Annotated in this window: 23 protein-coding genes; 15 read left to right on the plus strand and 8 right to left on the minus strand. The window is 75.4% G+C overall.

Annotated elements, in window-relative coordinates; translation table 11 throughout:
* The first annotated feature begins 56 nt into the window (after positions 1 to 56).
* A complete protein-coding gene (locus ACQFYA_RS19410; protein ID WP_499126879.1) occupies positions 57 to 989 on the plus strand; it encodes a helix-turn-helix domain-containing protein in 933 nt (310 codons plus the stop codon).
* On the opposite strand, the gene ACQFYA_RS19415 is transcribed toward ACQFYA_RS19410, so the two are convergent.
* The 3 genes from ACQFYA_RS19415 to ACQFYA_RS19425 all read right to left on the minus strand — a co-directional run bounded on the left by ACQFYA_RS19415 (position 896) and on the right by ACQFYA_RS19425 (position 3,598).
* A complete protein-coding gene (locus ACQFYA_RS19415) occupies positions 896 to 2,170 on the minus strand; it encodes an MFS transporter (RefSeq protein ID WP_499126881.1) in 1,275 nt (424 codons plus the stop codon). The two genes, ACQFYA_RS19410 and ACQFYA_RS19415, sit on opposite strands and share 94 nt — an antisense overlap.
* Positions 2,171 to 2,370: 200 nt before the next feature.
* Positions 2,371 to 2,652 carry an HU family DNA-binding protein gene (locus ACQFYA_RS19420; RefSeq protein ID WP_499127620.1) on the minus strand — a complete coding sequence of 94 codons (282 nt, stop codon included), beginning with the start codon at positions 2,650 to 2,652 and terminating at the stop codon, positions 2,371 to 2,373.
* Positions 2,653 to 2,881: 229 nt separating this feature from the next.
* On the minus strand, positions 2,882 to 3,598 hold the full coding sequence (locus tag ACQFYA_RS19425; RefSeq protein WP_499126883.1) for a copper resistance CopC family protein: 717 nt from the start codon (positions 3,596 to 3,598) through the stop codon (positions 2,882 to 2,884).
* A 70-nt stretch (positions 3,599 to 3,668) separates the two neighbouring features.
* Between ACQFYA_RS19425 and ACQFYA_RS19430 the strand changes: the two genes are divergently transcribed.
* On the plus strand, positions 3,669 to 5,717 hold the full coding sequence (locus ACQFYA_RS19430; RefSeq protein WP_499126884.1) for an NAD(+) synthase: 2,049 nt from the start codon (positions 3,669 to 3,671) through the stop codon (positions 5,715 to 5,717).
* A 13-nt stretch (positions 5,718 to 5,730) separates the two neighbouring features.
* Here ACQFYA_RS19430 and ACQFYA_RS19435 read toward each other — a convergent pair whose 3' ends face one another.
* The gene (locus ACQFYA_RS19435; protein ID WP_499126886.1) at positions 5,731 to 6,318 is read right to left on the minus strand and encodes a histidine phosphatase family protein; all 588 of its coding nucleotides are present in this window, start codon (positions 6,316 to 6,318) and stop codon (positions 5,731 to 5,733) included.
* 36 nt (positions 6,319 to 6,354) lie between these two features.
* Between ACQFYA_RS19435 and ACQFYA_RS19440 the strand changes: the two genes are divergently transcribed.
* A complete protein-coding gene (locus tag ACQFYA_RS19440; RefSeq protein WP_499126888.1) occupies positions 6,355 to 7,611 on the plus strand; it encodes an amidohydrolase in 1,257 nt (418 codons plus the stop codon).
* A gap of 51 nt (positions 7,612 to 7,662) precedes the next feature.
* Here ACQFYA_RS19440 and gad read toward each other — a convergent pair whose 3' ends face one another.
* Positions 7,663 to 9,069, minus strand: a complete 1,407-nt coding sequence (gene gad, locus ACQFYA_RS19445; RefSeq protein ID WP_499126889.1) for a glutamate decarboxylase — start codon at positions 9,067 to 9,069, stop codon at positions 7,663 to 7,665.
* A gap of 181 nt (positions 9,070 to 9,250) precedes the next feature.
* Between gad and ACQFYA_RS19450 the strand changes: the two genes are divergently transcribed.
* Both ACQFYA_RS19450 and ACQFYA_RS19455 read left to right on the plus strand, forming a co-directional pair.
* Positions 9,251 to 9,868, plus strand: a complete 618-nt coding sequence (locus ACQFYA_RS19450; RefSeq protein WP_499126891.1) for a TetR/AcrR family transcriptional regulator — start codon at positions 9,251 to 9,253, stop codon at positions 9,866 to 9,868.
* A 76-nt stretch (positions 9,869 to 9,944) separates the two neighbouring features.
* Entirely contained in the window at positions 9,945 to 10,715 is a 771-nt protein-coding gene (locus ACQFYA_RS19455; RefSeq protein WP_499126892.1) for a glucose 1-dehydrogenase, read from the plus strand.
* Positions 10,716 to 10,719: 4 nt separating this feature from the next.
* On the opposite strand, the gene ACQFYA_RS19460 is transcribed toward ACQFYA_RS19455, so the two are convergent.
* A complete protein-coding gene (locus ACQFYA_RS19460) occupies positions 10,720 to 12,744 on the minus strand; it encodes a penicillin-binding transpeptidase domain-containing protein (protein ID WP_499126894.1) in 2,025 nt (674 codons plus the stop codon).
* 107 nt (positions 12,745 to 12,851) lie between these two features.
* Between ACQFYA_RS19460 and ACQFYA_RS19465 the strand changes: the two genes are divergently transcribed.
* Positions 12,852 to 13,532, plus strand: coding sequence for a M15 family metallopeptidase (locus ACQFYA_RS19465; RefSeq protein ID WP_499126895.1), 681 nt, complete (start codon positions 12,852 to 12,854; stop codon positions 13,530 to 13,532).
* 65 nt (positions 13,533 to 13,597) lie between these two features.
* Here ACQFYA_RS19465 and ACQFYA_RS19470 read toward each other — a convergent pair whose 3' ends face one another.
* Positions 13,598 to 14,848 (minus strand): MalY/PatB family protein, encoded by a 1,251-nt coding sequence (locus tag ACQFYA_RS19470; protein WP_499126897.1) that lies wholly within the window; start codon positions 14,846 to 14,848, stop codon positions 13,598 to 13,600.
* 126 nt (positions 14,849 to 14,974) lie between these two features.
* A complete protein-coding gene (locus ACQFYA_RS19475) occupies positions 14,975 to 15,640 on the minus strand; it encodes a hypothetical protein (RefSeq protein WP_499126898.1) in 666 nt (221 codons plus the stop codon).
* Between the two features lie 333 nt (positions 15,641 to 15,973).
* Here ACQFYA_RS19475 and ACQFYA_RS19480 point away from each other — a divergent pair, with 333 nt between their 5' ends.
* The 9 genes from ACQFYA_RS19480 to crcB all read left to right on the plus strand — a co-directional run bounded on the left by ACQFYA_RS19480 (position 15,974) and on the right by crcB (position 26,757).
* Complete coding sequence (locus ACQFYA_RS19480) at positions 15,974 to 16,294, plus strand: hypothetical protein (RefSeq protein ID WP_499126900.1); 321 nt, start codon at positions 15,974 to 15,976, stop codon at positions 16,292 to 16,294.
* A 106-nt stretch (positions 16,295 to 16,400) separates the two neighbouring features.
* Positions 16,401 to 19,352 (plus strand): helix-turn-helix transcriptional regulator, encoded by a 2,952-nt coding sequence (locus ACQFYA_RS19485; RefSeq protein WP_499126902.1) that lies wholly within the window; start codon positions 16,401 to 16,403, stop codon positions 19,350 to 19,352.
* Positions 19,353 to 19,376: 24 nt separating this feature from the next.
* Positions 19,377 to 21,776 (plus strand): SpoIIE family protein phosphatase, encoded by a 2,400-nt coding sequence (locus ACQFYA_RS19490; RefSeq protein ID WP_499126905.1) that lies wholly within the window; start codon positions 19,377 to 19,379, stop codon positions 21,774 to 21,776.
* Positions 21,777 to 21,840: 64 nt separating this feature from the next.
* Positions 21,841 to 22,887, plus strand: coding sequence for a sigma-70 family RNA polymerase sigma factor (locus ACQFYA_RS19495; RefSeq protein ID WP_499126907.1), 1,047 nt, complete (start codon positions 21,841 to 21,843; stop codon positions 22,885 to 22,887).
* Between the two features lie 50 nt (positions 22,888 to 22,937).
* Positions 22,938 to 24,206, plus strand: coding sequence for an AI-2E family transporter (locus tag ACQFYA_RS19500; RefSeq protein ID WP_499126909.1), 1,269 nt, complete (start codon positions 22,938 to 22,940; stop codon positions 24,204 to 24,206).
* A gap of 2 nt (positions 24,207 to 24,208) precedes the next feature.
* Positions 24,209 to 25,423: a cation:proton antiporter gene (locus tag ACQFYA_RS19505; protein ID WP_499126912.1), complete on the plus strand. Its 1,215-nt coding sequence runs from the start codon at positions 24,209 to 24,211 to the stop codon at positions 25,421 to 25,423.
* A 28-nt stretch (positions 25,424 to 25,451) separates the two neighbouring features.
* Entirely contained in the window at positions 25,452 to 25,919 is a 468-nt protein-coding gene (locus ACQFYA_RS19510; protein ID WP_499126914.1) for a universal stress protein, read from the plus strand.
* A complete protein-coding gene (locus ACQFYA_RS19515; protein WP_499126916.1) occupies positions 25,916 to 26,350 on the plus strand; it encodes a fluoride efflux transporter FluC in 435 nt (144 codons plus the stop codon). Before ACQFYA_RS19510 ends, ACQFYA_RS19515 begins: the two co-directional genes overlap by 4 nt.
* Positions 26,347 to 26,757, plus strand: coding sequence for a fluoride efflux transporter CrcB (gene crcB, locus ACQFYA_RS19520; RefSeq protein WP_499126918.1), 411 nt, complete (start codon positions 26,347 to 26,349; stop codon positions 26,755 to 26,757). The genes ACQFYA_RS19515 and crcB overlap by 4 nt, the downstream gene beginning before the upstream one ends.
* The last annotated feature ends 8 nt before the right edge of the window (positions 26,758 to 26,765 follow it).

Raw genomic sequence — 26,765 nt, forward strand, 5'->3', positions numbered from 1 at the left:
CATCCTCCTCGAGGGCCCCGCCGGACGCTCCGGCCGTCGTGCCCCCGGGAGGTGCGATGACAGCGGTGGACCTGACCACGCCGTCGTGCGGCGTCGATCTCGACGACCCCGGCACCACGTCGGCCTCCGCCGCCGCCGAGGAGCTCGACCGCGTGCTCGCCGGGCTGCAGTGGCGGTTCGTGGCCCGGGCGCGGCACGCGCTCGCGGCCGGCGAGTGGGTGGAGCACGCGACCGGCGACGCCGCCCTGCTCACGGTCACCGACGGCCTGGTGCGGGTGCGCGGCGTGGGCGACGTCGCCGACCTCGCCCCCGGCGACTTCCTGTTCCTGCCCCACGGCCCCCGGTTCGAGGTGCACGCGCTCTCGGACGCGGCCGTGCAGTGCGTGCAGGTGGCGCCGACCGGGGCGGACACGGGGCGGGGCGTGCTGCCCGCCCACGTGCTGCTCACCGAGTTCCCGCAGCGCGAGCCCACGGCCGCGACCATGCTGCGGGCGGTGGTGGAGGAGTACCGCGCCCCGCGCAGCGTCCTGGGCGACCGCGTCGTCACGCTCGTCGCGACGATGGCGATCAGCGCCTGGTACGCCCGCGGCTGCGCCCCCGCCCGCTGGCTGATGCAGCGGGAGGACCCGGGCCTGGCGAGCGCCGTCGCGGCGATCCACTCCGACCCCGGCCGCGAGTGGACCGTGGACGACCTGGCCCGCACGGCGCTCGCGTCCCGGTCGGGCTTCGCCGCCCGGTTCCGCGCCGCCACGGGCCAGACGCCCGGCCGCTACCTCGCCCAGGTGCGGGTGGCGCACGCGCGCTGCCTCCTGACGGCGGGCGACCTCCCGGTCGCGACGATCGCCCGCCGCCTGGGCTACGGGTCGGACACGGCGTTCGGCCGCGCCTTCCGGCGTCACACGGGCGCGACGCCGTCCGAGTACCGTCGCGACAGCGTGCTGCGCACGAGGACGCCGCCCGCCACCGCGACGACGGCGGCCACGAGGTAGGCCCACGGGACGCCGATCGTCTCGACGCCCAGGCCGCCCACGGCCGAGCCGAGGATGATCGCGGTCTGGAACGCCGCCACGACCAGTCCGCTGCCGGCCTCGACCTGGTCGGGCATGATCCGCGTGATCCACACCTGCACCACGTTGAGCACGCCCCCGAACGCGGCGCCCCACAGCACCACCGCGGGGTACGCGAGCGCGGGGAACGCGGCGGCGAGCCCGACGGCGGCGACGCTCGCGCCGATCGCGACCGGGACGGCGAGCAGCAGCACGGACAGGTGCCGGTCCACGACCGCGCCGATCGCGAAGTTGCCGACCAGCCCGCCGACGCCGAACATCGCGAGCAGCACGGCGATCGTCCCGACGTCCGACCCGGGCAGGAGCGCCAGGGCCGGCCGCACGTACGTGAAGCCCACGAAGTGCCCGCCGATCACGGCCACGATGCTCACCAGCCCGAGCGCGACGCCCGGCGACCGCAGGGCCCGCCCCGTCGCCGACCAGCCGATGCCCGGCGTGGGGGCCACCCGCGGCAGCGCCACGCGCATCGCGACCGCCGTCACGACGGTGGCGACCGCCGCCGCCGCGAACACGACCCGCCAGCCGGCCGCCGCGCTGATCACCACGCCGAGCGGCACGCCGGCGACGGTCGCGACCGTCGTCCCGGCGTTCACGACCATCATCGCCCGGCCCACCCGGTCGGCCGGGACGAGCTGCGCCGCGATGACCAGCGACATCGACCAGTAGCCGCCGAGCGCCGCGCCGAGCAGCAGGCGGGCCGCCATGAGCACGCCGATGCTCGGCGCCACCGCGACCAGCACGTTGGAGACGACGGCGCCCAGGGCGAGCACCACCAGGAGCGTGCGGCGGTCGGTGCGGGGGAAGAGGGAGCTGAGCCCCAGCGCGGTGAGCAGCGCCGTCAGGGCCGTGACGCTCACGGAGAGGCCCACGACGCCCTCCGAGACCCCCAGGTCCTGGGCCACCGGCGTCAGGACCCCGGGCGGCAGGAACTCCGCGGTGACCAGCGAGAAGCTGCCGAGGAACATCGTGGCGAGCGCGAGCCACGCGCGCCGGGGCGACAGCGGGCGGGGCGCGGCCGTCGTCGTGGCCGTCGTCGTCGTGGCCGTCGTCGTCGTGGTCGCCGCCGCGGTGGTCGCGGCGGTGTCGATCGGGTTCGTCGTCATGCTCGTCGCAACAACCGCCGTCCCGCCCGGGGCCGACCAGGACGCCGACGGAGTCGATCGAGACGCCACCGCCCGACGGACCGCCCGCCGGACCGCGCGAAACACCCCGGACGCGCCGGAGGCCCGCAGCTCGCGACAGGGCGAGCGGCGGGCCTCCGGGGTGCTGACGCGGCGCGACGAGCGCGCCGGTCAGCGAGGGATCACTTGGCGACGGCCTTCTTCAGCAGCGAGCCGGCGCTGATCTTCACACCGAAGCCGGCCGGGATCTGGATCTCCTCGCCGGTGCGCGGGTTGCGACCGGTACGGGCCGCGCGCTCCACGCGCTCGACCGAGAGCAGACCCGTGACCTTGACGGCCTCGCCCTTGGCGAGCGACTCCTCGAGCACCTCCTGGAAGGCGTTGACGAACTTCTCCGCCTCCGCCTTGGTGAGCTCTGCCTTGCCGGCGATGGCCGAGACCAGCTCGGACTTGTTCAGCGACATGTGCATCCCTTCTCCGGTTCACGACGCACGCGACCCGCGCGTCGTCACGTTCGTGATCCTGCCCGGCACTCGCCGGGCGGACGGGGAACACACTAGGGAACATCCGCGGATTCCTGCGACTTTTGCGCGCGTGGCGTGCCGGACACATGGCCTGTCCCACCCTTCGAGCACGGGATCTGTCCCGCTATCGACCGTCATGGCGGGACAGATCACGTGCTCGAAGGCGACCTCAGGCGCCCGGTCCGGCGGGGCCGGTGGGGCCGTCGGCGTCGTCCGAGCCGTCCGAGCCGTCCGAGCCGTCCGAGCCGTCCGGGGCGTCCGCGTCGCGGCGCCGCACCCGCAGCACGACGGCCGCCGCGACGCCCACCGCGGCCAGCACGGCCACGGGGAACAGCCACGCCGTCGCCCACCCGGCCTCCCCGTCGGCGCCGAGGTCCACGCCCGGGGTGCCGCCGCCGTGCTCGTGACCCGTCGCGGCGGACGGCGACGGGCTCGGGGCGGCCTCGGACGGCGTCGGGTCGGACGTCGGGGTCGGCGTGGCGGTCGTGGGCGACGGCGCGGCGCCCGCGACGGTGTAGGCCAGCTCGCCCTCGATGGGGTGGCCGTCGGAGGAGACGACCCGCCACGAGACCTCCCACGCCCCGCCGGGCAGGTCGGCGGGAAGGGCCGCGATGGCCTCGTCGCCGTCGACGCTCACCTCGGCGGGGACCGTGCCGTCGGGCGTGGTGACGGCCACCTGCGCACCGGCCTCCAGCACCTCGGCGCTGAACACGAGCGTGATCGCCGACGGCGCGTCGTCGAGCCGGGCGCCGTCCTTCGGGTCGGACGAGACCAGGCGGTCGTGGGCGCTGGCGGGCTGCGCGACCGCGAGGCCGAGCGCCGGGCCCAGCAGGGCCGCGAGCAGGACGACGAGGGCGCGACGACGGCGCGCGGGCTTCGGGTGCACGGCCCGACGATAGCGAGCCCGCCGCCGCGTGTACCGCCCCCGACCGGGAACCTCTTCCTACACTCGGGGGGTGGACTTCTCCTCCGCGTACGCCCACGGGTTCGCCCGGGTGGCCGCCTGCACCGTGCCCGTCACCGTCGCCGACCCTCGCGCGAACGCCGCCGCGATCCTCGCCGAGGCGCGCGCGTGCCACGACGACGCCGTGGCCGTGGCCGTCTTCCCCGAGCTGTGCGTGTCGGGGTACGCCATCGACGACCTGCACCTCGCCGACACCCTGCTCGAGGCGACGTCCGACGCGCTCGCGACGATCGTCGAGGCGAGCGCCGACCTGCGCCCGCTGCTCGTGGTCGGCGCCCCGCTCGAGGTCGGGAACCGGCTTCTGAACTGCGCCGTCGTCGTGCAGGGCGGCCGCGTGCTGGGCGTCGCGCCGAAGTCGTACCTGCCGAACTACCGCGAGTTCTACGAGAAGCGCTGGTTCGCGCCCGGCGACGACCGGCGCGGCGCCACCGTCACGCTCCCGTTCGCGGACGGGCCCGTGCCGTTCGGCCCCGACCTGCTGTTCGCCGCCGCCGACGTCGCGGGGCTCGTGGTTCACGCCGAGGTGTGCGAGGACCTGTGGGTGCCGGTGCCGCCCTCGGCCGAGGCCGCGCTCGCGGGCGCGACGGTGCTGCTCAACCTGTCCGCGAGCCCCATCACGGTGGCCCGCGCGGAGGACCGGCGGCTCATGGTGCGCTCGGCGTCGCACCGCGGGCTCGCCGCCTACGCGTACGCCGCCGCGCAGGGCGAGTCGAGCACGGACCTGTCGTGGGACGGCCAGACCATGGTCTACGAGGTGGGCGACGTGCTCGCCGAGACCGAGCGCTTCCCCGACGGCCCGCGCCGCGCGGTGGCCGACGTCGACCTCGACCGGCTGCGCCAGGAACGGCTGCGGCAGGGGTCGTTCGACGACAACCGCCGCGCGCTCGGCTCCCGGGTCGAGGGCTTCCGCACCGTCACCTGGACCGCGGACCCGCCCGCGGGCGACGTCGGCCTGCGCCGCACGGTGGACCGCTTCCCGTTCGTCCCGGACGACCCCGAGCGGCTGGCCCAGGACTGCTACGAGGCCTACAGCATCCAGGTCGCCGGGCTGGAGCAGCGGCTGCGGTCCATCGGGCAGCCGAAGGTCGTCGTCGGCGTCTCCGGCGGCCTCGACTCGACGCACGCGCTCATCGTCGCGGCCCGCGCGATGGACCGGCTCGGCCGGCCCCGCAGCGACATCCACGCGATCACGATGCCGGGGTTCGCGACGTCGTCGGAGACGAAGGACCGCGCCACCCGGCTCGCGACGTCGCTCGGCGTGCACTTCGAGGAGCTGGACATCCGGCCCGCCGCGGAGCAGATGCTGCGCGACCTCGACCACCCGTTCGGGCGCGGCGAGAAGGTCTACGACGTGACGTTCGAGAACGTGCAGGCCGGGCTCCGCACCGACTACCTGTTCCGGCTCGCGAACCACCGCGGCGGCATCGTGCTCGGCACCGGCGACCTGTCGGAGCTCGCGCTCGGCTGGTGCACCTACGGCGTGGGCGACCAGATGTCGCACTACGCGGTGAACACGGGCGTGCCGAAGACGCTCATCCAGCACCTCATCCGCTGGGTGGCGGACTCCGGCCCGTTCGAGGCCGCGACCAACGACCTGCTGCTCGAGATCCTCGCGCAGGAGATCTCCCCCGAGCTGGTGCCCGTCGCGGAGGGCGAGAAGCCGCAGTCCACCGAGGCCATGGTGGGGCCGTACGCGCTGCAGGACTTCACGCTCTTCTGGACGCTGCGGCACGGGCTGCGGCCGTCCAAGATCGCGTTCCTCGCCTGGCACGCGTGGCGCGACGCCGACGCCGGCGGGTGGCCGCCCCACTTCCCGCACGACGAGCGCTCCGCCTACGACCTGGCGACCATCCGGAGGTGGGAGACCGTCTTCTTCCGGCGCTACTTCTCGTCGCAGTTCAAGCGTTCCGCGCTGCCGAACGGGCCCAAGGTCTCCCCCGGCGGCACGATGTCGCCGCGCGGGGACTGGCGGATGCCGTCCGACGCGTCCGCAGCCGCCTGGCTCGCCGAGCTCGAGGAGAACGTCCCGACGACGGTGTGAAGGGTCCGGGACCTCAGGGCCGCGCGACCGGGCCGAAGCCGGTCCAGCGCAGCTCGGGCGGCAGGTGACCCATGTCGTTGACGGCGACCAGCGACGTGCCGCGGTCGTCGCGGTACTCGATCGTCGTGAGCGCGGCGTTGGCGTACGGCAGCCGGAGCCAGCTCTCGGGCGGCGCGCCGAGGGCGTCGCGCACGAGCCAGGCGACCTGGAACGCGTGGGTGACGAGCACCTCGTGGGTCTCGACGTCCCCGGCACGGGCGAACCTGGTGGTGAGCGCGGCCGCGAGCCGCTCCCCCTCGGCCGCCTCGGCCGTGTCGAAGGCGTCGAAGAAGCCCGCCCACGCGGCCGGCACGGGGCAGGGCACGTGGGGCACGTGGTCGATCAGCTCGGACGCCGTCGCCACGCGGACGCCGGGCAGCTGCGCCCCCAGGATCTCGGCGGTGCGCACCGCGCGCGGCAGCGGCGAGTGCCAGACGACGTCGACCGGCACGGCGGCCAGGCGGCGGCCGGCGAGCTCCGCCTGCCGCTCCCCCTCCTCGGTCAGCTCGCCGAACGGGTCCGAGGCGCCGTGGCGAAGCACGTGCAGGTGTCGCGTCGGCATGCGCCGACTGTAGCCACTCGCGGCAAGATGGCGGTCATGACGACCACACCCATCCGCACCGCCCGCTCGTCCGTCGCGATCACGGGCGGCCACGTCGTCCCGGTGGACGGCAACCCGGTGGAGGGCGGCACGGTTCTCGTGCTCGACGGCGTGGTGGCCGAGGTGGGCGCCGACGTCGTCGTGCCGGACGGCGTACGCACCGTCGACGCGCGCGGCCGGTGGGTGCTGCCGGGCTTCGTGGAGTCGCACGGGCACGTGGGCGTGCACGAGGAGGCCGAGGGCTGGGCCGGAGACGACACCAACGAGAAGACCGGCCCGGACGGCGCGCACCTGCGCGCGCTCGACGCGATCAACGTGGAGGACGAGGGCTTCCGCGACGCGCTGGCGGGCGGCGTGACGTCGGTCGTCGTGAAGCCGGGCTCGGCCAACCCGATCGGCGGGCAGACGGTCGCGATCAAGACGTGGGGCGGGCGCACCGTCGACGAGCAGGTGATCAGCGAGGCCGTCTCGGTGAAGTCCGCGCTGGGCGAGAACCCGAAGCGCGTGTACGGCGAGCAGAAGAAGCTGCCGTCCACCCGCCTGGGCGTGGCCGCCGTCATCCGGCAGGCGTTCCTCGACGCGCAGCACTACGCGGCGCAGCGCGACGCCGCGGCGGCGAAGGGCGAGCCGTTCGCGCGCGACCTCGGCAAGGAGACGCTCGCCCGCGTGCTCGCCGGCGAGCTGGCGTGGGACCAGCACACGCACCGCGCGGACGACATCGCCACGGCCCTGCGCCTGGCCGACGAGTTCGGCTACCGGCTGGTCGTCAACCACGGCACCGACGGCGCCGCGATCGCGGACGTGCTCGCCGAGCGCGACGTGCCGGTGATCTTCGGGCCGATGCTCACGTCGCGCTCCAAGGTGGAGCTGCGGGACCGCGCGATCTCGAACCTGGCCCGGCTCGCCGAGGCGGGCGTGCGCGTCGCCATCACGACCGACCACCCGGTGGTGCCGATCAACTTCCTCGTGCACCAGGCGTCGTTCGCGGTGAAGGAGGGCCTGGACCCGCAGGTCGCGCTGGAGGCTCTCACGGTGAACCCGGCGTCCTTCCTGGGCCTGGACGACCGCGTCGGCGCGCTGGCCCCCGGGCTCGACGGCGACGTCGTCGTCTGGTCGGGCGACCCGCTGGACGTCGGCTCGCGCGCCGAGCGCGTCTTCGTCACCGGCACGGAGGTCTACACCTGGGAGGCGGACGCCGCCGGCGGCCGCGGCGCCGGCCGCGTGCATGAGCGGTCGGAGCGCTTCGCCGGCTGAGCCTGTCGACACCATGCACCGGGTCTCGACAGGCTCGACCAGCGGTGGCGGTCAGTGGGTGAAGCCCGACCGCACGCCCTCGGTCGGCATCGGCCCGGTGAGGGCGTCGAGGTAGGCGACCTCCTCCTCCAGGTCCACGAGGAACGACGACGCGAGGTCGTGCCCCAGCCCGTTGCGCACGACGACCCGCTGCACGGTGACGTCGGCGAGGTCGTCGGGCATCGGGTAGGCCGGCACCAGCCAGCCGCGGGTGCGCAGCCGCTCGGACAGGTGGTACAGGTTCCAGTTCTCCGTGTGCCCCGCCCGTAGCCGCCACGCGAAGACCGGGATGTCCGAGCCGTCGTTCCACAGCTCGAAGGCGGGCATCTTCCCGACCCCGTCGGCGAGGTAGCGCGCCACGTCGTGGGACGCGCCCTGCACCGCGGTGTACCCGGCCCGGCCGAGCCGCAGGAACATGTAGTACTGCTGCAGCACCTGCGCGCCGGGCCGGGAGAAGTTGAGCGCGAGGGTCGGCATGTCGCCGCCCAGATAGCTCACGCGGAACACGAGGCTCTCGGGCAGCGCCTCGGCGTCGCGCCACACCACCCAGCCGAGGCCCGGGTACACGAGGCCGTACTTGTGCCCGGACGTGTTGATCGACGCCACCCGGTCCACCTGGAAGTCCCACACCAGGTCGGGCTGGACGAACGGCGCGACCATCGCCCCGGACGCGCCGTCGACGTGGACCTTCACGTCGAGGCCCGTCGCGGCCTGGATGCGGTCGAGCGCGGCGGCGATCTCGGTCACCGGCTCGTACATGCCGGTGTACGTGACGCCCAGGATGGCGACGACGCCGATGGTGTTCTCGTCCACGTACTGGTCGAGGTCGTGGCCGTCGAGCACGCGGTGCTCCTCGCTGATGGGCACGTAGCGGGGCTCGACCTCGAAGTAGTTGCAGAACTTCTCCCAGCACACCTGCACGGCGCTGGACATCACCAGGTTGGGGGTGTCGGCCGGCTTCCCCGCGTCGCGGCGGGCGTGCTGCCACCGGCGCTTGAGGGCGAGGCCGGCGAGCATGCACGCCTCGGAGGAGCCGATGGTCGACGTGCCCACGGCCTCGTGCGGGTCGGGCGCGTGCCACAGCCCGGCGAGCATCGTCGCGCAGCGGACCTCGACGGCCGCCGTCGCCGGGTACTCGTCCTTGTCGACCATGTTCTTGTCAGCGGCCTCGAGGTAGAGGCGGCTGGCGTGGTCGTCCATCCACGTGCCGACGAAGGTGGCGAGGTTGAGCCGGGCGTTGCCGTCGAGCATGGCCTCGTCGTGGACGATCTGGTACGCCGTCTCCGGCAGGGACTCCTCCTCCGGCAGCCGGTCGCGCGGCACCGATCTCGTCTCGCCCGGCCGGACGAAGATCGGGTTGAGCTCGACGTCCCCGCCCCGCACGCGGGGCCTCCCGCTGCCTCGGGTCCTGCTGGCCATGGCGCTCTCCCTCGTCGGTGCGGCGTGCGGCTCTGTCGAGCCTAGGTCGCACGGTGCGGGCTCACCCGGCCCCTCCGGGTGAAGTCTTTTAGGCGACACCTGTTGCCTAACTAGTTTCCCGGGCGTATCGTCGAGGACGTCGGGGGCGCCGCTCCCACCGGGTCGCCGAGGGGGCGGGAGCGTGGACAAGCGGGTCGAGCGGACCGCGGAGGCGCTGCGCACCGCCGTCCTCGAGCTGGCCGCCGAGCAGGACGTCGCGGACCTCACCGCGTCCGCCGTCGCCGCCCGCGCCGGCATCAACCGGGCCACCTTCTACGACCACGCGGCCAACCCCGCCGAGCTGCTGACCCGCGTGCTCGCCGCCGAGCTCGACCGGATCCGCACCGGGTTCGACGCCGACGTGCGCGAGGTCGTCGGGCACGCCACCCGTGAGGACGCCGAGCACGTCGTGGCCCGGTACACCGGGGCGCTGCAGGCGCACGTCGAGGCGCACCTGCCCGTCTACGAGCGGGCGCTCGACGGCGGCCTCAGCGCGCCGCTCGCGCGGCTGCTCGCCGACCACGTGACCAGCACGCTCACCGACCACCTCCGCGCCCACCCCGACCTCATGCCGCTCGACCCCGGCACCCCCGCCGCGCAGGTCGACGACCACGCCCGCGCGCACGCCACGTACGTGGGGCTGGGCACCGTCGGAGCGCTGGAGGTCTGGCTCTCCGCTCCCCCGCCCCGCGACCCCGCGTTCTTCGCCCGGGTCGCCCACGACGCCCTGCCCGCCTGGTGGACCACGCCGTCCTCCTGACGTCCCCTCCGTCCCGGACGGCCACGTCCCGGGCGGGCAGGTGCACCCACTCAGCAGCATCACGAAGGAGAACAGCATGACCGCCAGCACGGGCGTCAGCACCGGGAACCGAGTCTTCAACAAGGTCGCCCTCGTCACCGGGGGCACCGGCGGCATGGGCACCACGCACGCCCGCGCGCTCGTCGCCGAGGGCGCCAAGGTCGTCGTCGCCGACCTCGACGACGCGAAGGGGGAGGCCCTCGCCGCCGAGCTCGGCGCGAACGCCCGCTCCGTGCACCTCGACGTCACCAGCGAGGACGACTGGACGACCGCCGTCGCGGCCACGCTCGAGGCGTTCGGCCGCATCGACGTGCTCGTCAACAACGCCGGCATCGCGAACGGCGCCCCGATCACCGAGTTCGACACCGAGGCGTGGCGCCGGATCATCGACATCAACCTCACGGGCACGTTCCTGGGGATCCGCGCCGTCTCGCCGATCATGGCGGACGCCGGCGCCGGCTCGATCATCAACATCTCGTCGGTGGAGGGCCTGCGCGGCAGCGCGGGGCTGCACGGCTACGTGGCGTCCAAGTTCGGCGTCCGCGGCCTCACCAAGTCGGTCGCGCTCGAGCTGGGCCCGCGCGGCGTGCGCGTCAACTCCGTGCACCCCGGGTTCATCGACACGCCGATGACGGCCGGGATCGACGCCGGCGACCTGCTCATCCCGCTCGGCCGCGGCGCGCGCCCGGAGGAGGTCTCGCAGACGGTCGTCTTCCTCGCGAGCGACGAGTCGAGCTACTCCACCGGCGCCGAGTTCGTCGTCGACGGCGGGCTCGTGGCCGGCGTGCCCCACGCGGCGCGCCGCTGACGGCTCACAGGCCGTCCAGGAAGTCCTCCATGACCGGCCCCGCGGTGTCCGACCCGCGGTAGCCGTCCTCGATGAAGACGGCGACCGCGAGGTCGTCCACGATCGCGAGCATCCACACGTGCTGCTGCGAACCGTCGCCGTACTGCGCCGTCCCCGTCTTGGCGCCCACGATGCCCGGCACGTCCTGCAGCATGTCCGCGCTGCCGTCCGTCACGACGCCGTGCATCAGCTCGCGCAGCACCGCCGCCTCGTCCTCCGTCACCCCGGGCGTCGCCGGCTCCGCCGCCTTCTCCGAGGGCGACGCCGACGCGTCGGCGTCCTTCCCGCCCTCCGCGTCGTCGCGCACGAGCACCGGGGCCACCCGGTGGCCCGCCGCGACGCTCGCGGCGACCGTCGCCATGCCCAGCGGGGACGCCTGCACCTTGCCCTGCCCGATCATCGACGCCGCGTGCTCGGTGCCGCCCGCCTTCGCGGGCACGGAGCCCAGGAACGCCGGCACGCCCATCGACGACGCCGCCGCCTCGTCGCCGACCAGGCCCAGGTCGGACGCCGCGGTCGCGAGGTCCGCCTGCCCGACCTTGTCCGCCTGCGCGATCATCGCCGTGTTGCAGGAGTGCGCGAACGCGGTGCGCAGCGGCACGTCGCCCGTCGCCGACGACGGGTAGCCGGGCACGTTGCCGAACGTGCGGCCGTCCACCGTGATGCTGTCCGTGCAGGCCACGTCGGTGTCCGGGGTGATGCCCGCGCGGCCCATCGCCAGCGCGTCGGCCACCTTGAACGTGGACCCCGGCGGGTACTGCCCCAGGGTCGCGGTGGACCAGCCCTCGCTGCCCGGCCCGCTCGCCGCGGCCAGCACCGCGCCGTCGGACGGCCGGACCGCGACGATCGCGCTCGCCGGGTCGACGTCCTCGAGCACGTTCTCGGCGAGCTTCTGCAGGTGCTGGTCGAGTGTCGTCGCGACCGGGGTCCCGTCCACCGCGTCCACGCGGTACACCTCGCGGCCCTTGTCGTCGTCCTCGACCGTCTCGCCGTCCAGGCCCACGTCGTCGGAGCCGCCCGCCGGCACGACGCTGACCAGCACGCCCGGGGACCCGGTGAGCTGCTCGTCGTACGTCTGCTGCATGCCACCGAGACCGACGACGTCGCCGGCCCGCACGGCGCCCTTCGACGCGTCCACGATCTCCTTCGTGGCCTCGCCGACGCGGCCGAGGATCGGCTTCGCGAAGTCGCTCGTGGGCCCCAGCTCCTGCGTGTCCTCGACCGCGATCACGCCCTCGATGTCGCGCGCCTCGTCCACGGTGAAGTCCACGCCGGGGTCCTTCTGCCGGATCGTGATCGCCTGGACGAAGGCCTTCTCCCCCGCCGCGTCGACCTGCGCGAAGAACTCGTTGGGCTCGAGGCCCACCAGCTGCGCGAGGTCCCGCGCCGCGGACTCCTGGCCCAGGCCCTGCACCGCCGTCTTGTCCACGCCGATGTGCCACACCCCCCGCTCCGTGACCATCGGCTCGTCGTCGCCGTCGAGGAGGTCGCCGCGGTCGGCGTCGAGCGTCGTGACCTCGAGGCGCTCGCCCGGCGCCAGGTCGGGCACCATCACGTCGGGGCTCCACACCGCGCGCCAGGTCCCCTCGCCGTCGCTGCTCTCGGGCGCCGTGTACGTCAGGTCGGCCTCGGTGGAGTAGGACCACGTCAGGTCGCGACCCAGCGGCCACGACCAGTCCAGCGTCGCGACGGCCGTCGTCGTCCCGTCCTTCGTGACGGGCTTGCCGACCTCGCCCACGGTCACGGTGTGCTCCCGCTTCCCTGCCGCGTCGACGAGCGGCGCCAGCACCTCGGTGAGCTGCGTCTGCGGGTCCACGGAGCCCGGCGCCTGCAGCGGCGCGGCGCTCACGTCGCCGGCGCGCAGGGCGTCGGCGAGCGCCGTGACGGTCTTGTCGGCGGGCGGGGTGTCGGACCCGGTGCAGGCGACCAGCGGCAGGGCCACGGCGGGGGTCAGGACGGCGGCGAGGGCGATGCGGTAGCGACGGCGCACCTTGGCGAGGTTAACGGCTTCCTGGCAGTCTGGAAGGCATGGCCCCCCGTGTCTCGGTAACGGTGCTGCATAGATTTCGTGCGGCCGCCGTCGCGGGTGTCCTGGCCGTGGTCGGTACCGTCGCCCCGGGAAACGGCGCCGGCGCTGCGATCCCCGTGCCGTCGCCCGACGGCCAGGGGTTCCTGACCCGCGGGGTGACCCCCGCCGCGGACCCCGCGGACCCGCTCGTGCTGGTGAACAAAGTTCACCCGCTCGCGCCCCGGGACTGGGCGCCGGACGACCTCGTGCGGCCCGACGTCGCCACCCTCGGCGCCCACGACGAGCTGCGCACCGAGGCGGCCCGGGCGCTCGAGGACCTCGCCGCCGGGGCCGAGGGCGCCACCGGCCACGAGCTCGTCCTCGTCTCCGCCTACCGCTCCGCCGACTACCAGCGCCGCCTCTACGCGCGGTACGTCGACGCGCACGGGCGGCGCGCCGCCGACACGTTCTCCGCCCGCGCGGGCCACTCGGAGCACCAGACGGGCCTGGCCGCCGACGTCACCGAGGAGGGCACGACCTACACCCGGTTCGGGCGGACCGACACCGGCCGCTGGGTGGCCGGGCACGCGTGGCGGTACGGGTTCGTCGTGCGGTACCCGCGGGGCGCGGAGCACGTCACCGGTTACGCCGCCGAGCCGTGGCACCTGCGCTACGTCGGCACCGAGCTCGCGACGCGCATGCACCTCGCCGGGACCGCGACGCTCGAGGAGGCCTTCGGCGCCCGCCCCGCCCCCGACTACGCGAGGTAGTCCAGATCCCCGCGAGGTAGTCCAGACGTCCGCGAGGTAGTTCGACGGCGCAGGGCCGCACGACGTCACCGCGGCGGGTCGGCGTCCAGCGCGCTGCCGAGGCGCTGCGCGGCCTCGGTGAGGATCGCCGACGACGTGGCGAGGTTGAGGCGCAGCCACCCGGCGCCGCCGGCGCCGAAGCGCGTGCCGTCCTCGAGCGCGAGGCGGCCGCGGTCCAGGACGAACCCTGCCGCGTCGGCCGCCGGCACCCCGCCGGGGAGCGCGGCCCGCAGGTCCAGCCACGCCAGGTACGTCGCCTCGGCGGGCTGCAGCCGCACGGCCGGCGCGTGCTCCGCGAGGAGCCCTCCGAGCAGCCCGCGCCTCCGGTGGACGCCGGCGAGCAGGGCGTCCAGCCACGGCTCGCCCTCGCGGTACGCGGCCGCGTGGGCCAGCACGGCGAGATGGTTGACGGCGTGGCCCGCCTCCTCGGGGATGCGGCGCAGGTCGGCGGCGGCGCCGGGCCCGCCCAGGGCGACGGCGGCACGCAGCCCGGCGAGGTGGAACGCCTTCGACGCCGAGTGCACGACGACCGCCCTGTCCGCCCCCGCCACCGACAGCAGCGGCACGAACCGCGGCGCGCCGTCGTCGACCCGCTCGAACGTGAACGGCGCGTGGATCTCGTCCGCCACGACCCGCACCCCGTACCGGTCCGCGAGCGCCAGCACGGCCTCGAGCTCGGCCCGCGTGTGGGCGGTGCCCGTGGGGTTGTGCGGGTTGCACAGCAGCAGCACCGCGCGCCGTCCGGACCCCGGCCCGGTGCCGTGCGCGGCGGCGCCGGTCGCGCGGGCGAACGCGTCCTCGAGCGTGCCGAGGTCGAGGCGGAGGTCGGCGGTCAGCGGTGCCTCCACCACCTGCCGCCCCTCGTGCGACGGGAAGCCGTAGAACGGCGGGTACACGGGCGGCGTCACGACGACGGCGTCGCCGGGGGCGGTGAGCACGCGCAGCACCTCGACGATCGCGACCATGACGTCCGGCATCGTGCGGCTCGACGCGACGTCGGGGACCCACCCCCAGCGGCGCTCGGCGAACGGCGCGAGCGCCTCGGCGTACGTCGCGCCGACGTCGTACCCGGTGTCGCCGAGCGCCAGCGCCCGCTGCACCGCGTCCACGACGCACGGCGCGACGGGCGTGTCCATCTCGGCGACGAACAGGGGCAGCACGTCCGGCGGGTGCACCCGCCACTTCACGGACGTGCGGCGGCGCAGGTCGGCCAGGGTGAACTGCTCCAGCGGGTCGGCGACGGCGGTCGGCGGGGTCGTGGGCTCGTGCACGGTCACGGCACCGGTCTACCAGACGCGCCGCACCGCCTCGGCGCGAGCCGAACTACCTCGGCGCGAGCCGAACTACCTCGGCGCGAGCCGAACTACCTCGGCGCGAGCCGAACTACCTCGGCGCGAGCCGAACTACCTCGACGCGACGGTCTTGACGACCGACGTCCACTGCTCCTCGACGAGTGCCGGTCGGTCGTCGTCGGTGCGGCCGGCCCAGCGCCGGGCGTCCTCGATCGTGGCCTGGAGCAGGCCGCGAAGTCGGTCGTCGGTGTCGGGCACGAAGGCCTCGCTGATGCCCTGGACCGCGGTCGACACGACGGACGGCGCGGCGTCGCGCACGAAGCGCTTCGGCCGTACGCGCGTGCCCTCGCAGAACCGGTAGGCCCACTCGGCCGTCTTGGGCGACGCCGCGAGGGCGTCGGCGCTCGCGGGGGCGAGAGTGCCCTCGGGACGCCCGTCGAGCACGTCGAGCATCCGCTCGGCACCGATGATCGCCACGGCCAGCGTCTGCTGCCGGTCCGCGGGCGCCACGGGCAGCGCGGTCTGCGCGGCGCGCAGCGCGATCTGCACGTCCCACCGCGGGTCGGCGCTGGTCAGCCCGATCACGGACGGGATGAGCGGCGCGAGCTGCGGCCGGTTCCCGTCGGAGGTCAGGTCGTTCACGGCGCGCGCGAGCATCGCCAGCAGCGGGTGCGTGCACTGGGGATGGTCGCTCCAGCGTTCACCTGCCAGGAACGACGCGAGCTCCATGAAGCACGCGCCCTTCTTCGGGTTCCGGTGCTTTCCGCGCCCCAGCATCGGTAGCGCGTCGAAGGCGCCTGCAACAGATCCAGCCACGAGTCCACCCCCGTATCGGTCCGGTCCCCCCAGTGTGCGACTGGTGTGACCCACGTCGCAACGGATAGCCCGGGCGAACCGCACGCCCGGCCCGCCTCATGCCCCGGCCGCCCCTACCTCAGACGCGCCCGGGGCCCGGTCGGGCGGCGTCTGAGGTACCCCCGCTCCTGAAGACCCGGCAGTTGCCCGATCCCGGGGCCGGGGACTCAGAACGAGTGTGGTGACCACGAGATCGACGCAGCCGGCGGTGGCCGGCACCGAGGCCGGGGGACCGGCCGGCGAGGGGACGGGAAGATGGAACAGATGACGTCGTGGGACCCGGCGATCGTGGCGGAGCTCGAGTACCGGCGGGAGCGGCTCGCGGAGACCTACCAGCGGGGCACGCCAGCCCCGGTGCGGGCGCTGGGCCGCTGGGGCGGCAGCGTCGTGCGCCGGCTGCGGGCCCGGGCGGACGCCCGTGACGCCGTGCAGCGCCTCGGTGCGACGCTCGACGCCGTGGCCGCCCGCACCGACGCGACGGCGTGGGAGAAGCAGGTGACCCGCCGGGCCGAGCAGATCAGCCACGGGCTGGACGCGTTCCGCCCGCAGGACGGCGCCGGACGCCGGGCCGCCTGACGTGCCGCTCGGCACGGCGGACGGCATGGCGGACGGCACCGGGACGACCCGAACCGGGCCCGGAAATCCTGCGGCGGGTGTGGGTGCCCGGTGGGACGATCACCTGGTGCGTCGTTCCAGCGAGATCCCCCTGATCGCCCGCCAGGAGGAGGTCACCGCCTTCCGCGGTGCGCTGCACCGTGCCGCGGAGGGCGAGCCCGGCGTGCTGCTCCTCGGCGGCGACGCCGGCGTGGGCAAGACGCGCCTCGTGACGCACCTCGGCGACCTGGCGCGCGACGCCGGGGCGCGCGTCGTCGTCGCGCACTGCGTGGACCTCGGCGACGTGGGCATCCCCTACCTGCCGTTCACCGAGGCCCTGAGCGAGCTGCGGACGGTCCCCGCCGTGGCCGGCGTGATCGCCGAGCGCCCCGCCCTCACGCGCCTCCTCGACCCGGCCAGCGGGTCCGGCACCGACCACGCGGAACGGCTGCAGCTGCTCGACGGCGTGGCGGGCAGCCTCGCCGCCGCCGGGCGCGAGGGCTCCCCGCTGGTGCTCGTGCTCGAGGACCTGCACTGGGCCGACGAGTCCACGCGCGACGTGCTGCGGTTCGTCGTCGCGCGGATGCGCTCGGAGCACCTGCTGGTGGTCGCCACGTACCGCAGCGACGACGTGCACCGCCGGCACCCGCTGCGCCCCGTCATCGCCGAGCTGCACCGCCAGCGCCCGGTGGAGCACGTGGAGCTGTCCCCCTTCACCCCGGACGAGCTGCGCGAGTTCACCACGGCCACCCGCGGCGCACCCCTCGACGAGCGGGAGTTCGACGCGGTGCGCAGCCGCTCCGACGGCAACGCGTTCTTCGCCGAGGAGCTGCTCGACTCCGGGCAGTCGGGCATGGGCCTGCCTTGGTCGCTGGCGGACGTGCTGCACACGCGGCTGCAGCGCCTGGACCCCGCCGTGCAGCAGCTGGTGCGGCTCGCGGCGGTCGCCGGCCGGCAGGTGGACGAGTCCCTGCTGCGGGCCGCGGCGCCGCGCGTGCCCGGGCTCGACGGCCCCGGCGCCACGGACGTCGCCCTGCGCGAGGCCGTCGCCCAGCAGGTGCTGGGCGTGGAGGGCCAGCAGGTCGCCTTCCGGCACGCCCTCGTGGCCGAGGCGCTCGTGCTCGACCTGCTGCCGGGCGAGCGCACCACGATGCACCGCGCGTACCTGGAGGCGCTGACGGCGGACCCGGACCTCGGCTCCGCGGCGAAGCGCGCCCACCACGCCCTGCAGGGTCACGACCTGCCCGCCGCGCTCGTCGCGTCGCGCGAGGCGGCCCGCAGCGCCGCCGAGCTGCTCGCCCCCGCCGAGGAGCTGCGCCACCTGGAGCAGGTGCTGTCCCTGTGGGATTCGGTGCCCGACGCCGAGGAGCTGCTGGGCGCCGACCGCGTGGCGCTGGCCCTGGAGACCGCGACGGCCGCCAGCTCGGCCGGCCTGGCGATGCGGGCGGAGCAGCTCGCCCGCCGCGCCGTGGAGAGCCTCGACGGCGACCCGGACCGGCAGGCCCGCCTGCGGCACGTGCTCGTGCGCTACGTCCTGGACCTCGAGTCCCTCGACGACGCCCTGGCCCAGTCCAGCGGCGCCCTCGACGTGCTGCTCCCGGGCGCCACCGACGCCGGCGTCTCGGGGGCGCTCCCCGAGGTCGCGGACGCCGACGCCACGCCGGAGCTCGCGTGGACGCTCGCCGTGCACGCGCGCGTCCTGCTCAACGTGGACCGCGACGACGAGGCCGACGCCGTCGCCCGGCAGGCCGTCGACGTCTCGCGGCGCGCGGGCGCGCCGGACGCGGAGGCCGACGCGCTCGCGACGCTCGCCGTCCTCGAGGTCGGTACCCCCGACGCCGCCGCGGACCTGATCGACCGCGCCCGCGAGCGGGCCGTCGCGGCCGGCGACCTGCGCACCGAGATGCGCTGCTGGTACAACCTGGCCGCCACCCACTTCTACGCGGGCCACCTCGAGCAGGCGGCCCAGGTGCTCGAGGCCGGGATCGCGCGCGCCCGGACGACCGGCGTCACGTGGGGCGCGTACGGGGTGCAGCTGCTCGACCTGGCGCTGATCCTGCCGTACCTCACCGGCGACCTGAGCGACCACCCCACCCCGGAGGGCGCCCCCGCGCCGGTAGTCGTGTTCCTGGACGCCGGCCGCCTCTACGCGGCCGCCGCGCGCGACGGCGCCGCCGCCGTGGAGCGTGCGGAGTCGCTGCGCCCGTCGTGGCCTGTGGACGGGCAGATCGCCCTCATCGCGGGCGGCACGCTCGCGGACGCGCTCACCTGGGCCGGCCGGTACGACGAGGCGGTGGCGACGGCGGAGGAGGTCGCCGCCCACCTGGGCGCCACCTGGTCGGAGTACTTCCTGGGCCGCATCTGGATCACCGCGCTCGCCCTCGCGGCGCTCGCCGAGCACGCGGAGAGCGGCCCGCGCGACGGCGACGCCGCACGCGACCTCCTCGACCGCGGCGACACGCTGCTCGCCGTCGCGCGGGAGACGGCGCGCCGCGGGCGCCCGCGCGGCGGCAGCCTGGGCCCGGAGGGACGGGCCTGGCTGCAGCGCGCGGCCGCCGAGCACTCCCGGCTGCGCGCCGCGCTCACCAACGAGCCCGCCGACCCGGCCGCGTGGGAGGCGACGGTCCGCGAGTTCGACTTCGGCTACCGGTACGAGGTGGCCCGCTCCCGGTTCCGCTGGGCGCAGGCGCTGCGCGCCGCCGGCGACGTGCCCGCCGCGGAGGTCGAGGCCGCGGAGGCGCTCGGCGAGGCCGAGGCGATGGGCGCCCGGCCGCTGGCCGAGGCGATCCACGCGTGGGGTCGTCGGGCCCGCGTGCCGCTGCCCGGCGCCCGCCGCACCACGTCCCTCCTCACCGAGCGCGAGGAGGAGGTGCTGACGCTCGTCGCCCAGGGCCTCAGCAACCGGCAGATCGGCGAGCGGCTGTACATCTCCACCAAGACGGTCAGCGTGCACGTGTCCAACCTGCTCGCCAAGCTCGGCGTCTCGGGGCGGGCGGAGGCGGTCGCGGTCGCGCACCGGCGCGGGCTGCTCAACGTCTGATCGGCCAGGGTCCATACTGGGCCCGTGCCGGAAGCCCAGGCTGTCGGCTCCCTGTCCGGCCCGCCGCCCGGTCCCGTGCCCGGTCCCACGTCCGATCGCGTGCCCGGTCCCCCGGCCGGCGCGGCCGCGGGCGAGCCGGTCGCAGACGAGGTGTTCGACCGCATCGCGCGGCTCGTCCACCGTCAGCTCGGCGTGCCCGCCGCCGCCGTCGTCATGCTCACCGACGACGGCGACGTGAAGTCCCTGCCCGGCGCCGTCGGCTTCCCGCCGGCGGCGCAGCTCAGCCGGCGCCTCGAGCTCCCGCAGCCGCTGACGACGATCGTCGCGCACACCCGCACCCCGCTGGTCGTGAGGGACGCCGACGGCGACCCGCGGGTCGCCGGCCGGCACATGATCGGCGACCTGGTGCTGGCCGCGTACGCCGGGTACCCCATCGAGGACGCGCGCGGCCACGTGGTCGGCGCGCTGTGGGCGGTGTCGTCCGTGCCGCGCACGTGGACCGAGACGGACCTCGCCACCCTGGCCGACCTGTCCGCCGCGGCGTCGGGCGAGCTGCGGCTGCGCGCCGAGCGGGAGCGGGCGCGGCTCGCCGAGCAGGTGGCGTTCCGCGCGCACCGCCGGTCGCGGTTCCTGCTGGGCCTGAGCGAACGGTTCGCGCGCGTCACCACCCTGGACGAGGTCGAGGACGCCATCGCGCACGTCATCGGCACCGGGACGGGCGCCCGCTGGGTGTCGCTGGCGCTGGTGGACGCCGACCGGCGGCACCTGTCGTTCTTCACCGTGGGGCACCACCATCCCGGCGAGCCCGCGCTGCGCAGCACCCGCCTGGACGCGCCGCGGCCGGACACGCACGTCGTGCGCAGCCGCGCGGCCCTGCGCTTCCGCGACCACGCGGAGATGGTGGCGACCTACCCCGAGATGGGCCCGGTGGGGTCGGTCTCCGAGGGCGCCCGGTCGTTCCTCCCGGTGATGTCGAACGGGATGGTCGTGGGCGTCATCGCCTGCGTGTGGGACCAGGCCCGCGAGCACGACGCCGAGACGGCGGCCCTGGAGTCCACGATCAGCCGGTACGTGGCGCTCGCGCTGGAGCGGGTCGCGCTGCTGGAGGCGCGCCGCCGCGTGGCGACCACGCTGCAGGAGTCGATGCTCACGGCGCCGCCCACGGTCGCCCACCTCGACATCGCGACCACCTACTCCCCCGCCGCCCGCACCGACCAGGTGGGCGGCGACTGGTACGACGCCGTGGTGCGCGACGACGGCACGGCGATCGTCATGATCGGCGACGTCGCGGGCCACGACGTGCACGCCGCCGCGCAGATGGGCCAGCTGCGCTCCATGCTGCGCGCGCTCGCCTGGAGCCACGACGAGTCGCCGGCCGCCCTCCTGACCCGCCTCGACCGGGCGAACGCGCGCCTGGGCCCGCAGGCGATGGCGACCGCCGTCGTCGCGCGGCTCGACCGCGACCCCGCGCCCTGCCCGCCCGACGCCGCGGCGGGAGCCACACCCCCGCCGCCGCCGGAGCGCGCGTACACCCTGACCTGGTCGGTGGCGGGCCACCCGCCGCCGATGGTGCTGCGGCGCGACGGGACGGTGGAGCGGCTGGACGCGACGCCCGACCTGCTGCTCGGCGTCGTCCCGACCACCTCGCGCGCCGACCGCACGGCCCGCCTGCTGCCGGGCGACACCCTCGTGCTGTACACGGACGGGCTGGTCGAGCGGCGCGGCGTCCCGAGCGACCAGCGGCTGTCCGACCTCGAGGGCGTGCTGCGGTCCTCGCACGGCGAGGCCACCTCCGCCGTGCCGCGCGCGCTGGTGCGGGGCCTGGTGGGCGACGCGCAGCGCGACGACGTCGCCGTGCTGGCGCTGCGGGTGCGCGTGCCGGCGCCGTCGGGGCCGCCGTCGTCGGCCGGGCCGGCGAAGGCCGAGCGGCGCGTGGCGGACGACGACCTGAGCGACCTCGGCCCGGCCCGGCGCTGGGTGGACGACGTCCTCGAGTCGTGCGACGTCTCCGACGAGCAGCGGCGCACCGCGATGCTGCTGACCAGCGAGGTGCTGACCAACGCGCTGGAGCACGGCGACGGCCCCATCACCGCGACCGTCGAGGTGGACGGCCGCCGGCTGCGCGTGGGCGTGCGCGACGGCAGCACCGACGAGCCCGAGCTGCAGTCCCCCCAGCCGCAGGACCTCTCGGGCCGCGGCGTGCTGTTCCTGGACCGGCTCGCGTCACGATGGGGCGTGGTGCGGCACGACGGTTCCGACGCCGTGGGCCGGCACTCCGGCCGGGTCGAGGGCAAGACGGTGTGGTTCGAGATCGACCGGGAGGCCCGCCCGCTCACCGGCACGGTGTCCCGGGTGCGGCCGCCCACGCCCGCCACCGGGGCGGTCCCGCTGGTCGAGCGCGTGCTGCGCGACGACCGCCGCTGAGCGCCCGCCGTCGCCCCGGGCGACACCCTCCCGAGCGTCGGTGGTCCGTCGTACGGTGTGAGGCGTGACACACACCGCCCCGAGCACCGCCGCGCCGTCGACCACGGCCGCCCCCGGTTCCTCCGACGACGTCGGCGCCCTGCTCGAGCAGTACCGCCGCGAGCTGACCGGCTACTGCTACCGCATGCTCGGCGGCGCGTTCGAGGCCGACGACGCGGTGCAGGAGACGCTGCTGCGCGCGTGGCGGTCCTACGACAAGTTCGAGGGACGGTCGTCGCTGCGCTCGTGGCTGTACCGCATCGCGACCAACGTGTGCTTCGACCACCTCGGGTCGTCGAAGCGGCGCGAGCGCCCGATGGGCCTCGGCGGGCCGCAGCCCGCGGAGGAGCAGTACTTCGGCGACGTGCTGGCCGAGGACCGCTGGCTCGAGCCCGTGCCGGACGACGCGGTGCTGCCGCGCGAGGGCGACCCGGCCGACGTCGCGGTGGGCCGGGAGTCCATCCGCCTCGCGTTCGTCGCCGCCCTCCAGCACCTGCCGGCCCGGCAGCGGGCGGTGCTGGTGCTGCGCGAGGTCCTGCGCTGGTCGGCCGCCGAGGTCGCCGCGCTGCTCGACACCACGGTCGCGTCGGTGAACAGCGCGCTGCAGCGCGCCCGCGCCACGCTCGGCGCCAAGGCGCTGAACCGGGAGGGCGACGACGGGGACGGCCCGGGCAAGGACCCGCAGTGGGCCGCGGTCGACCAGGACCTGCTGGAGCGCTACCTGGACGCCTTCGAGCGCTACGACATGGACGCCCTGGTGGCGCTGCTGCACGAGGACGCGGTGCTCAACATGCCGCCGTACACGATGTGGGTGCACGGCCGCTCCGAGGTGATCCGCTGGATGACCGGCCCGGGCGCCGGCTGCGAGGGCTCGCGCTGCATGCCGGTGCGGGCCAACGGCTCGATGGCGTACGGGCAGTACCGCCGGGACCCGGCCGGCGGCTGGTCGCCGTGGGGCCTCGCCGTCCTCGAGGACGACGGCAGCGGGCGCATCACGGGCATCACGACCTTCCTGGACACCGCCACGTGGTTCCCCCGCTTCGGCCTGCCGGACCGCCTGCCCGCCTTGTGACCTGCGGGCCCACCGCGCCTCGACGGCGCCGCTGGGCTACGTTTTCCCGCATGACCACGGACGCCCCGCAGCCCGAGGGCGTGCCCGCCACCGGGACGCCCGCGCCCGCGCCGGACGAGGACACCGACGACTCGGTCCGCCCCGTCCAGCACGACTCCCGCAACCCGCCGCGGTGGCTGCCGCGGGCGCTCGCGATGGCGGTCCTGGCGGTCTTCGTCGCCACGTTCCTGTCCTACGCGCTGGGGCAGCTCGGGAGCCTGGCCGTCAACGTGCTCATTGCGTTCTTCATCGCGCTCGCCCTCGAGCCGATCGTCGTGTGGCTGGTACGGCACGGGTGGCGCCGCGGCGCCGCGGCGGGGGTCTCCCTGGGCGGGTCGATCGTCGTGGTGGTGGCCGTGCTCGCGCTGTTCGGCAACCTGTTCGTGCAGCAGCTCGTGCAGCTCGTCGCCACGCTGCCGGCGCTGTACGCGAACCTCCAGACCGGCATCGAGGCACGCTGGGACGTCACGGTCCCCGACTCGGACGACCTGCTCGCGCAGGCCCTCGACCAGTGGGGCCAGGACGTCGCGACCGGCGCGATCAGCGTGGGCGTGTCCATCGTGGGCGTCCTGTTCGCGATCACCACGATCCTGCTCGTCACCTACTACGTGATCGCCGCGGGGCCGCGGTTCCGCGCGGCGATCTGCGCCTGGCTCCGGCCCGACCGGCAGCAGGAGGTGCTGACCCTCTGGGAGATCACGCAGGTCAAGGTCTCCGACTTCATCAGCTCGCGCATCGTGCTGGCCGCCCTGTCGAGCGTCTTCACCTTCGTGTTCCTGCTGATCGTGAACACGCCGTACGCACTGCCGCTGTCCGTGTTCACGGGCGTCGTCTCGCAGTTCGTGCCCACCATCGGCACGTACATCGGCGGGGCCCTGCCGGTGGCCGTCGCGCTCGCCGCGCAGGGGCTGCCGCAGGCGATCGCGGTGCTGGTCTTCATCATCGCGTACCAGCAGGTGGAGAACCTGATCTTCTCCCCGAAGGTCAGCGCGCGAGCCCTCGAGATGAACCCCGCCGTGTCGTTCGTCGGCGTGCTCGCCTTCGGCGCCGTGTTCGGGGCGCTCGGCGCGTTCCTCGCGCTCCCGGTCCTCGCGACGGTCCAGGCCGTGGCGAACACCTTCCTCCAGCGGCACGAGCTCGTCGAGTCGCACCTGCTGCACGACCCGGACCGGTCCAGCGCGCCGGCGCCGTCCACCAGCCGGCGCCGGCGCAACCGCGAGGCCGGCGAGCGGGCCGCGCGCGAGGCCGCCGCGCGCCGCCGCGACGGCGCGGAGGAGTGACCATGGAGCTCTCCACGGGCATCGCGCTGGTCGTGGCGGTCGGCGTGACCGGCCAGGTCGCGGCCCGGGCGCTCCGCGTGCCGTCCATCCTCCTGCTGCTCGTGCTCGGGATCCTCGTCGGGCCGGTGCTCGGCTGGCTCGACCCGGACGCGCTGTTCGGCGACGACCTCTTCCCCCTCGTCTCGATGGCGGTGGGCCTCCTGCTGTTCGAGGAGTCGCTCAAGCTCGACTTCGGGCGCCTGCGCGGCGGCGCGCGGCGCCCCGTCCTCGGACTCGTGACCACCGGGGCGCTCCTCACCGGGCTCGGCGCGACCGCGATCGCCTACCTCTGCCTGGACGTGACCTGGGGGCGGGCCGCGATCATCGGCGCCATCCTCATCGTCTCGGGGCCCACCGTCGTCGGACCGCTGCTCGCCATCATCCGGCCCCGCCAGCCCGTCGAGTCCGTGCTCGCGTTCGAGGGCATCTTCATCGACCCCATCGGCGCGACGGTCGCGCTCGCGGTGGCGAACATCGTGCTGCACGCGGAGACCACGAGCCTGCTGCTGACCTCCGCCTGGGGGCTGCTCGTGGGCGGGGCGGGCGCCGTGGTGTTCGTCCTCCTCATCCGCTTCGGCCGGGTGCCGAAGGAGACCGAGGTGGTGCTCGCCTTCGCCTTCGCGCTCGGCGCCTACGCCGTCGCCGAGTCCGGGCAGGACGAGGCGGGCCTCTTCGCCACCACGGCCCTCGGCGCCATCCTCGCCAACCAGCGGGTGGCGCGGACCGAGCCGCTGCACGAGTTCGGCACCCACATCGGGATGCTGCTCATCGGCTCGCTCTTCGTGGTGCTGTCCGCGCGCATCGACCTGGACGAGCTCGCCCGGTACGCGCTGCCGACCGTCGGGATCGTCGCGCTGCTCGTGCTCGTGCTGCGCCCGATCGTGGCCGCGGTGTCCACGCTGGGTACCGACCTCCGCTGGTCGCAACGCGCGATGATCGGGTGGATGGCGCCGCGCGGCATCGTCGCGGCGTCCACGGCCTCCGTCTTCGCGCTGCGGTTCGAGGACGCCCGCGAGCCGTTCCCCCAGCTGGTTCCCGTGGTCTTCGGCGTCGTGCTGCTCACCGCGATCGTCTACGGGTTCACCGGCGCCCCGGCCGCGACGCTGCTCGGCGTGCGGTCGCCGGACGCGGAGCTGCTGGACGACGACGGCGTGCCGGTGGTGCGCCGGACCGTCTGACGGCGGGCACCCTGCCTACGATGGCCGCATGACGGGTCCGGTGCTGGTGGGCGTGCCGCGCGACCATCACCCCACCGTGCCCCGGCGGGCCGCCGACCTGGCGGCCCTGCTCGGCGCGGACCTGCTGTGCGTGGCGGTGGACGAGGGCTCCGTCCGCGAGCCGTCGGGCGCCGTCGTCCCCGTGGACCCGGACGCGGGCCCCGAGCCCGGCACCGGGCGCGAGGGCGAGGCGGCCGTGCGCGCGGCCGTCGCCGCGGCGCTGGACGGCAGCCCGGTGGCCTGGCGGCTCGAGCGCACCGCCGGCGACCCGGCCGCGGAGCTCGCGCGCCTCGCCGCCGCGCACGACGCCGTCCTGATCGTCGTGGGGGCGCGACGCCCCGGCGTGCGGGGCTGGGCGACCCACCTCGTCGGCGGCACCGTCGCGGGCCGCCTGATCCACGACCAGCCGCGGCCGGTGGTGGTGCTGCCCGAGGCGCACGCGGGCGACGCGTCGTGACCGCGGGCCACCCGCCCGCCCGCGTGCGGCCCGCCCACCGGCGGCCGGGCCTGGTCGCCCTGGTCGCGGCCGGCGGCGCCGTCGGGACCGCCGGCCGGTACGGGCTCGCGCAGGCGTGGCCCGCGGTGGACGGGTGGCCGGTCGCGACGTTCGCCGCCAACGTGCTCGGCGCCTTCGTGCTCGGCTGGCTGCTGGAGGCGCTGGCCGCCCGCGGGCCCGAGACCTCGGCCGTGCGACGGGTGCGGCTGGCCGTGGGCACCGGCGTGCTGGGCGGGTTCACCACGTTCTCGTCGCTCGCGCTGGAGACGGAGCGGCTGCTGACGGGCGGGGCCGTCGGCCAGGCCGTCGCGTACGCGGGAGGCACCCTCGTGCTCGGCTGGCTCGCCTGCCTCGCGGGCGTGCTGCTCGGCTCCCGACGGGGGTCGCGATGAACGCCGCGACGACCCTGCTGCTCGTGGCCGTGGCGGGCGGGCTCGGCGCCGCCGCCCGGTTCCTCGTCGACGGCGCGGTGCGGGCGCGCACGCCCGGCGCCGCGTTCCCCTGGGCGACCGTCGTGGTGAACGTGTCGGGCTCCCTGCTCATCGGCCTGGTCACGGGCGTGCTGCTCGGCGCCGGCGACCCGGCCCGCCTGGAGCCCTGGCGGCTGGGCGTCGCGACCGGGTTCTGCGGCGGCTACACCACGTTCTCGACGGCGATGGTCGAGACCGTGCGCCTCGCCCGCTCCGGCCGGCTCCGGCTCGCGCTCGCCAACGCCCTGGGCACGACGGCGCTCACCCTCGTCGCCGTCGCCGTGGGCATCGCGGTCGGTGCCGCCGTCGGAGGGGCTGTGGCACGCTGACCCGGTGA

The sequence above is a fragment of the Promicromonospora sp. Marseille-Q5078 genome, assembly GCF_050315395.1.
In the GTDB taxonomy this organism is placed as follows: Bacteria; Actinomycetota; Actinomycetes; order Actinomycetales; family Cellulomonadaceae; genus Isoptericola.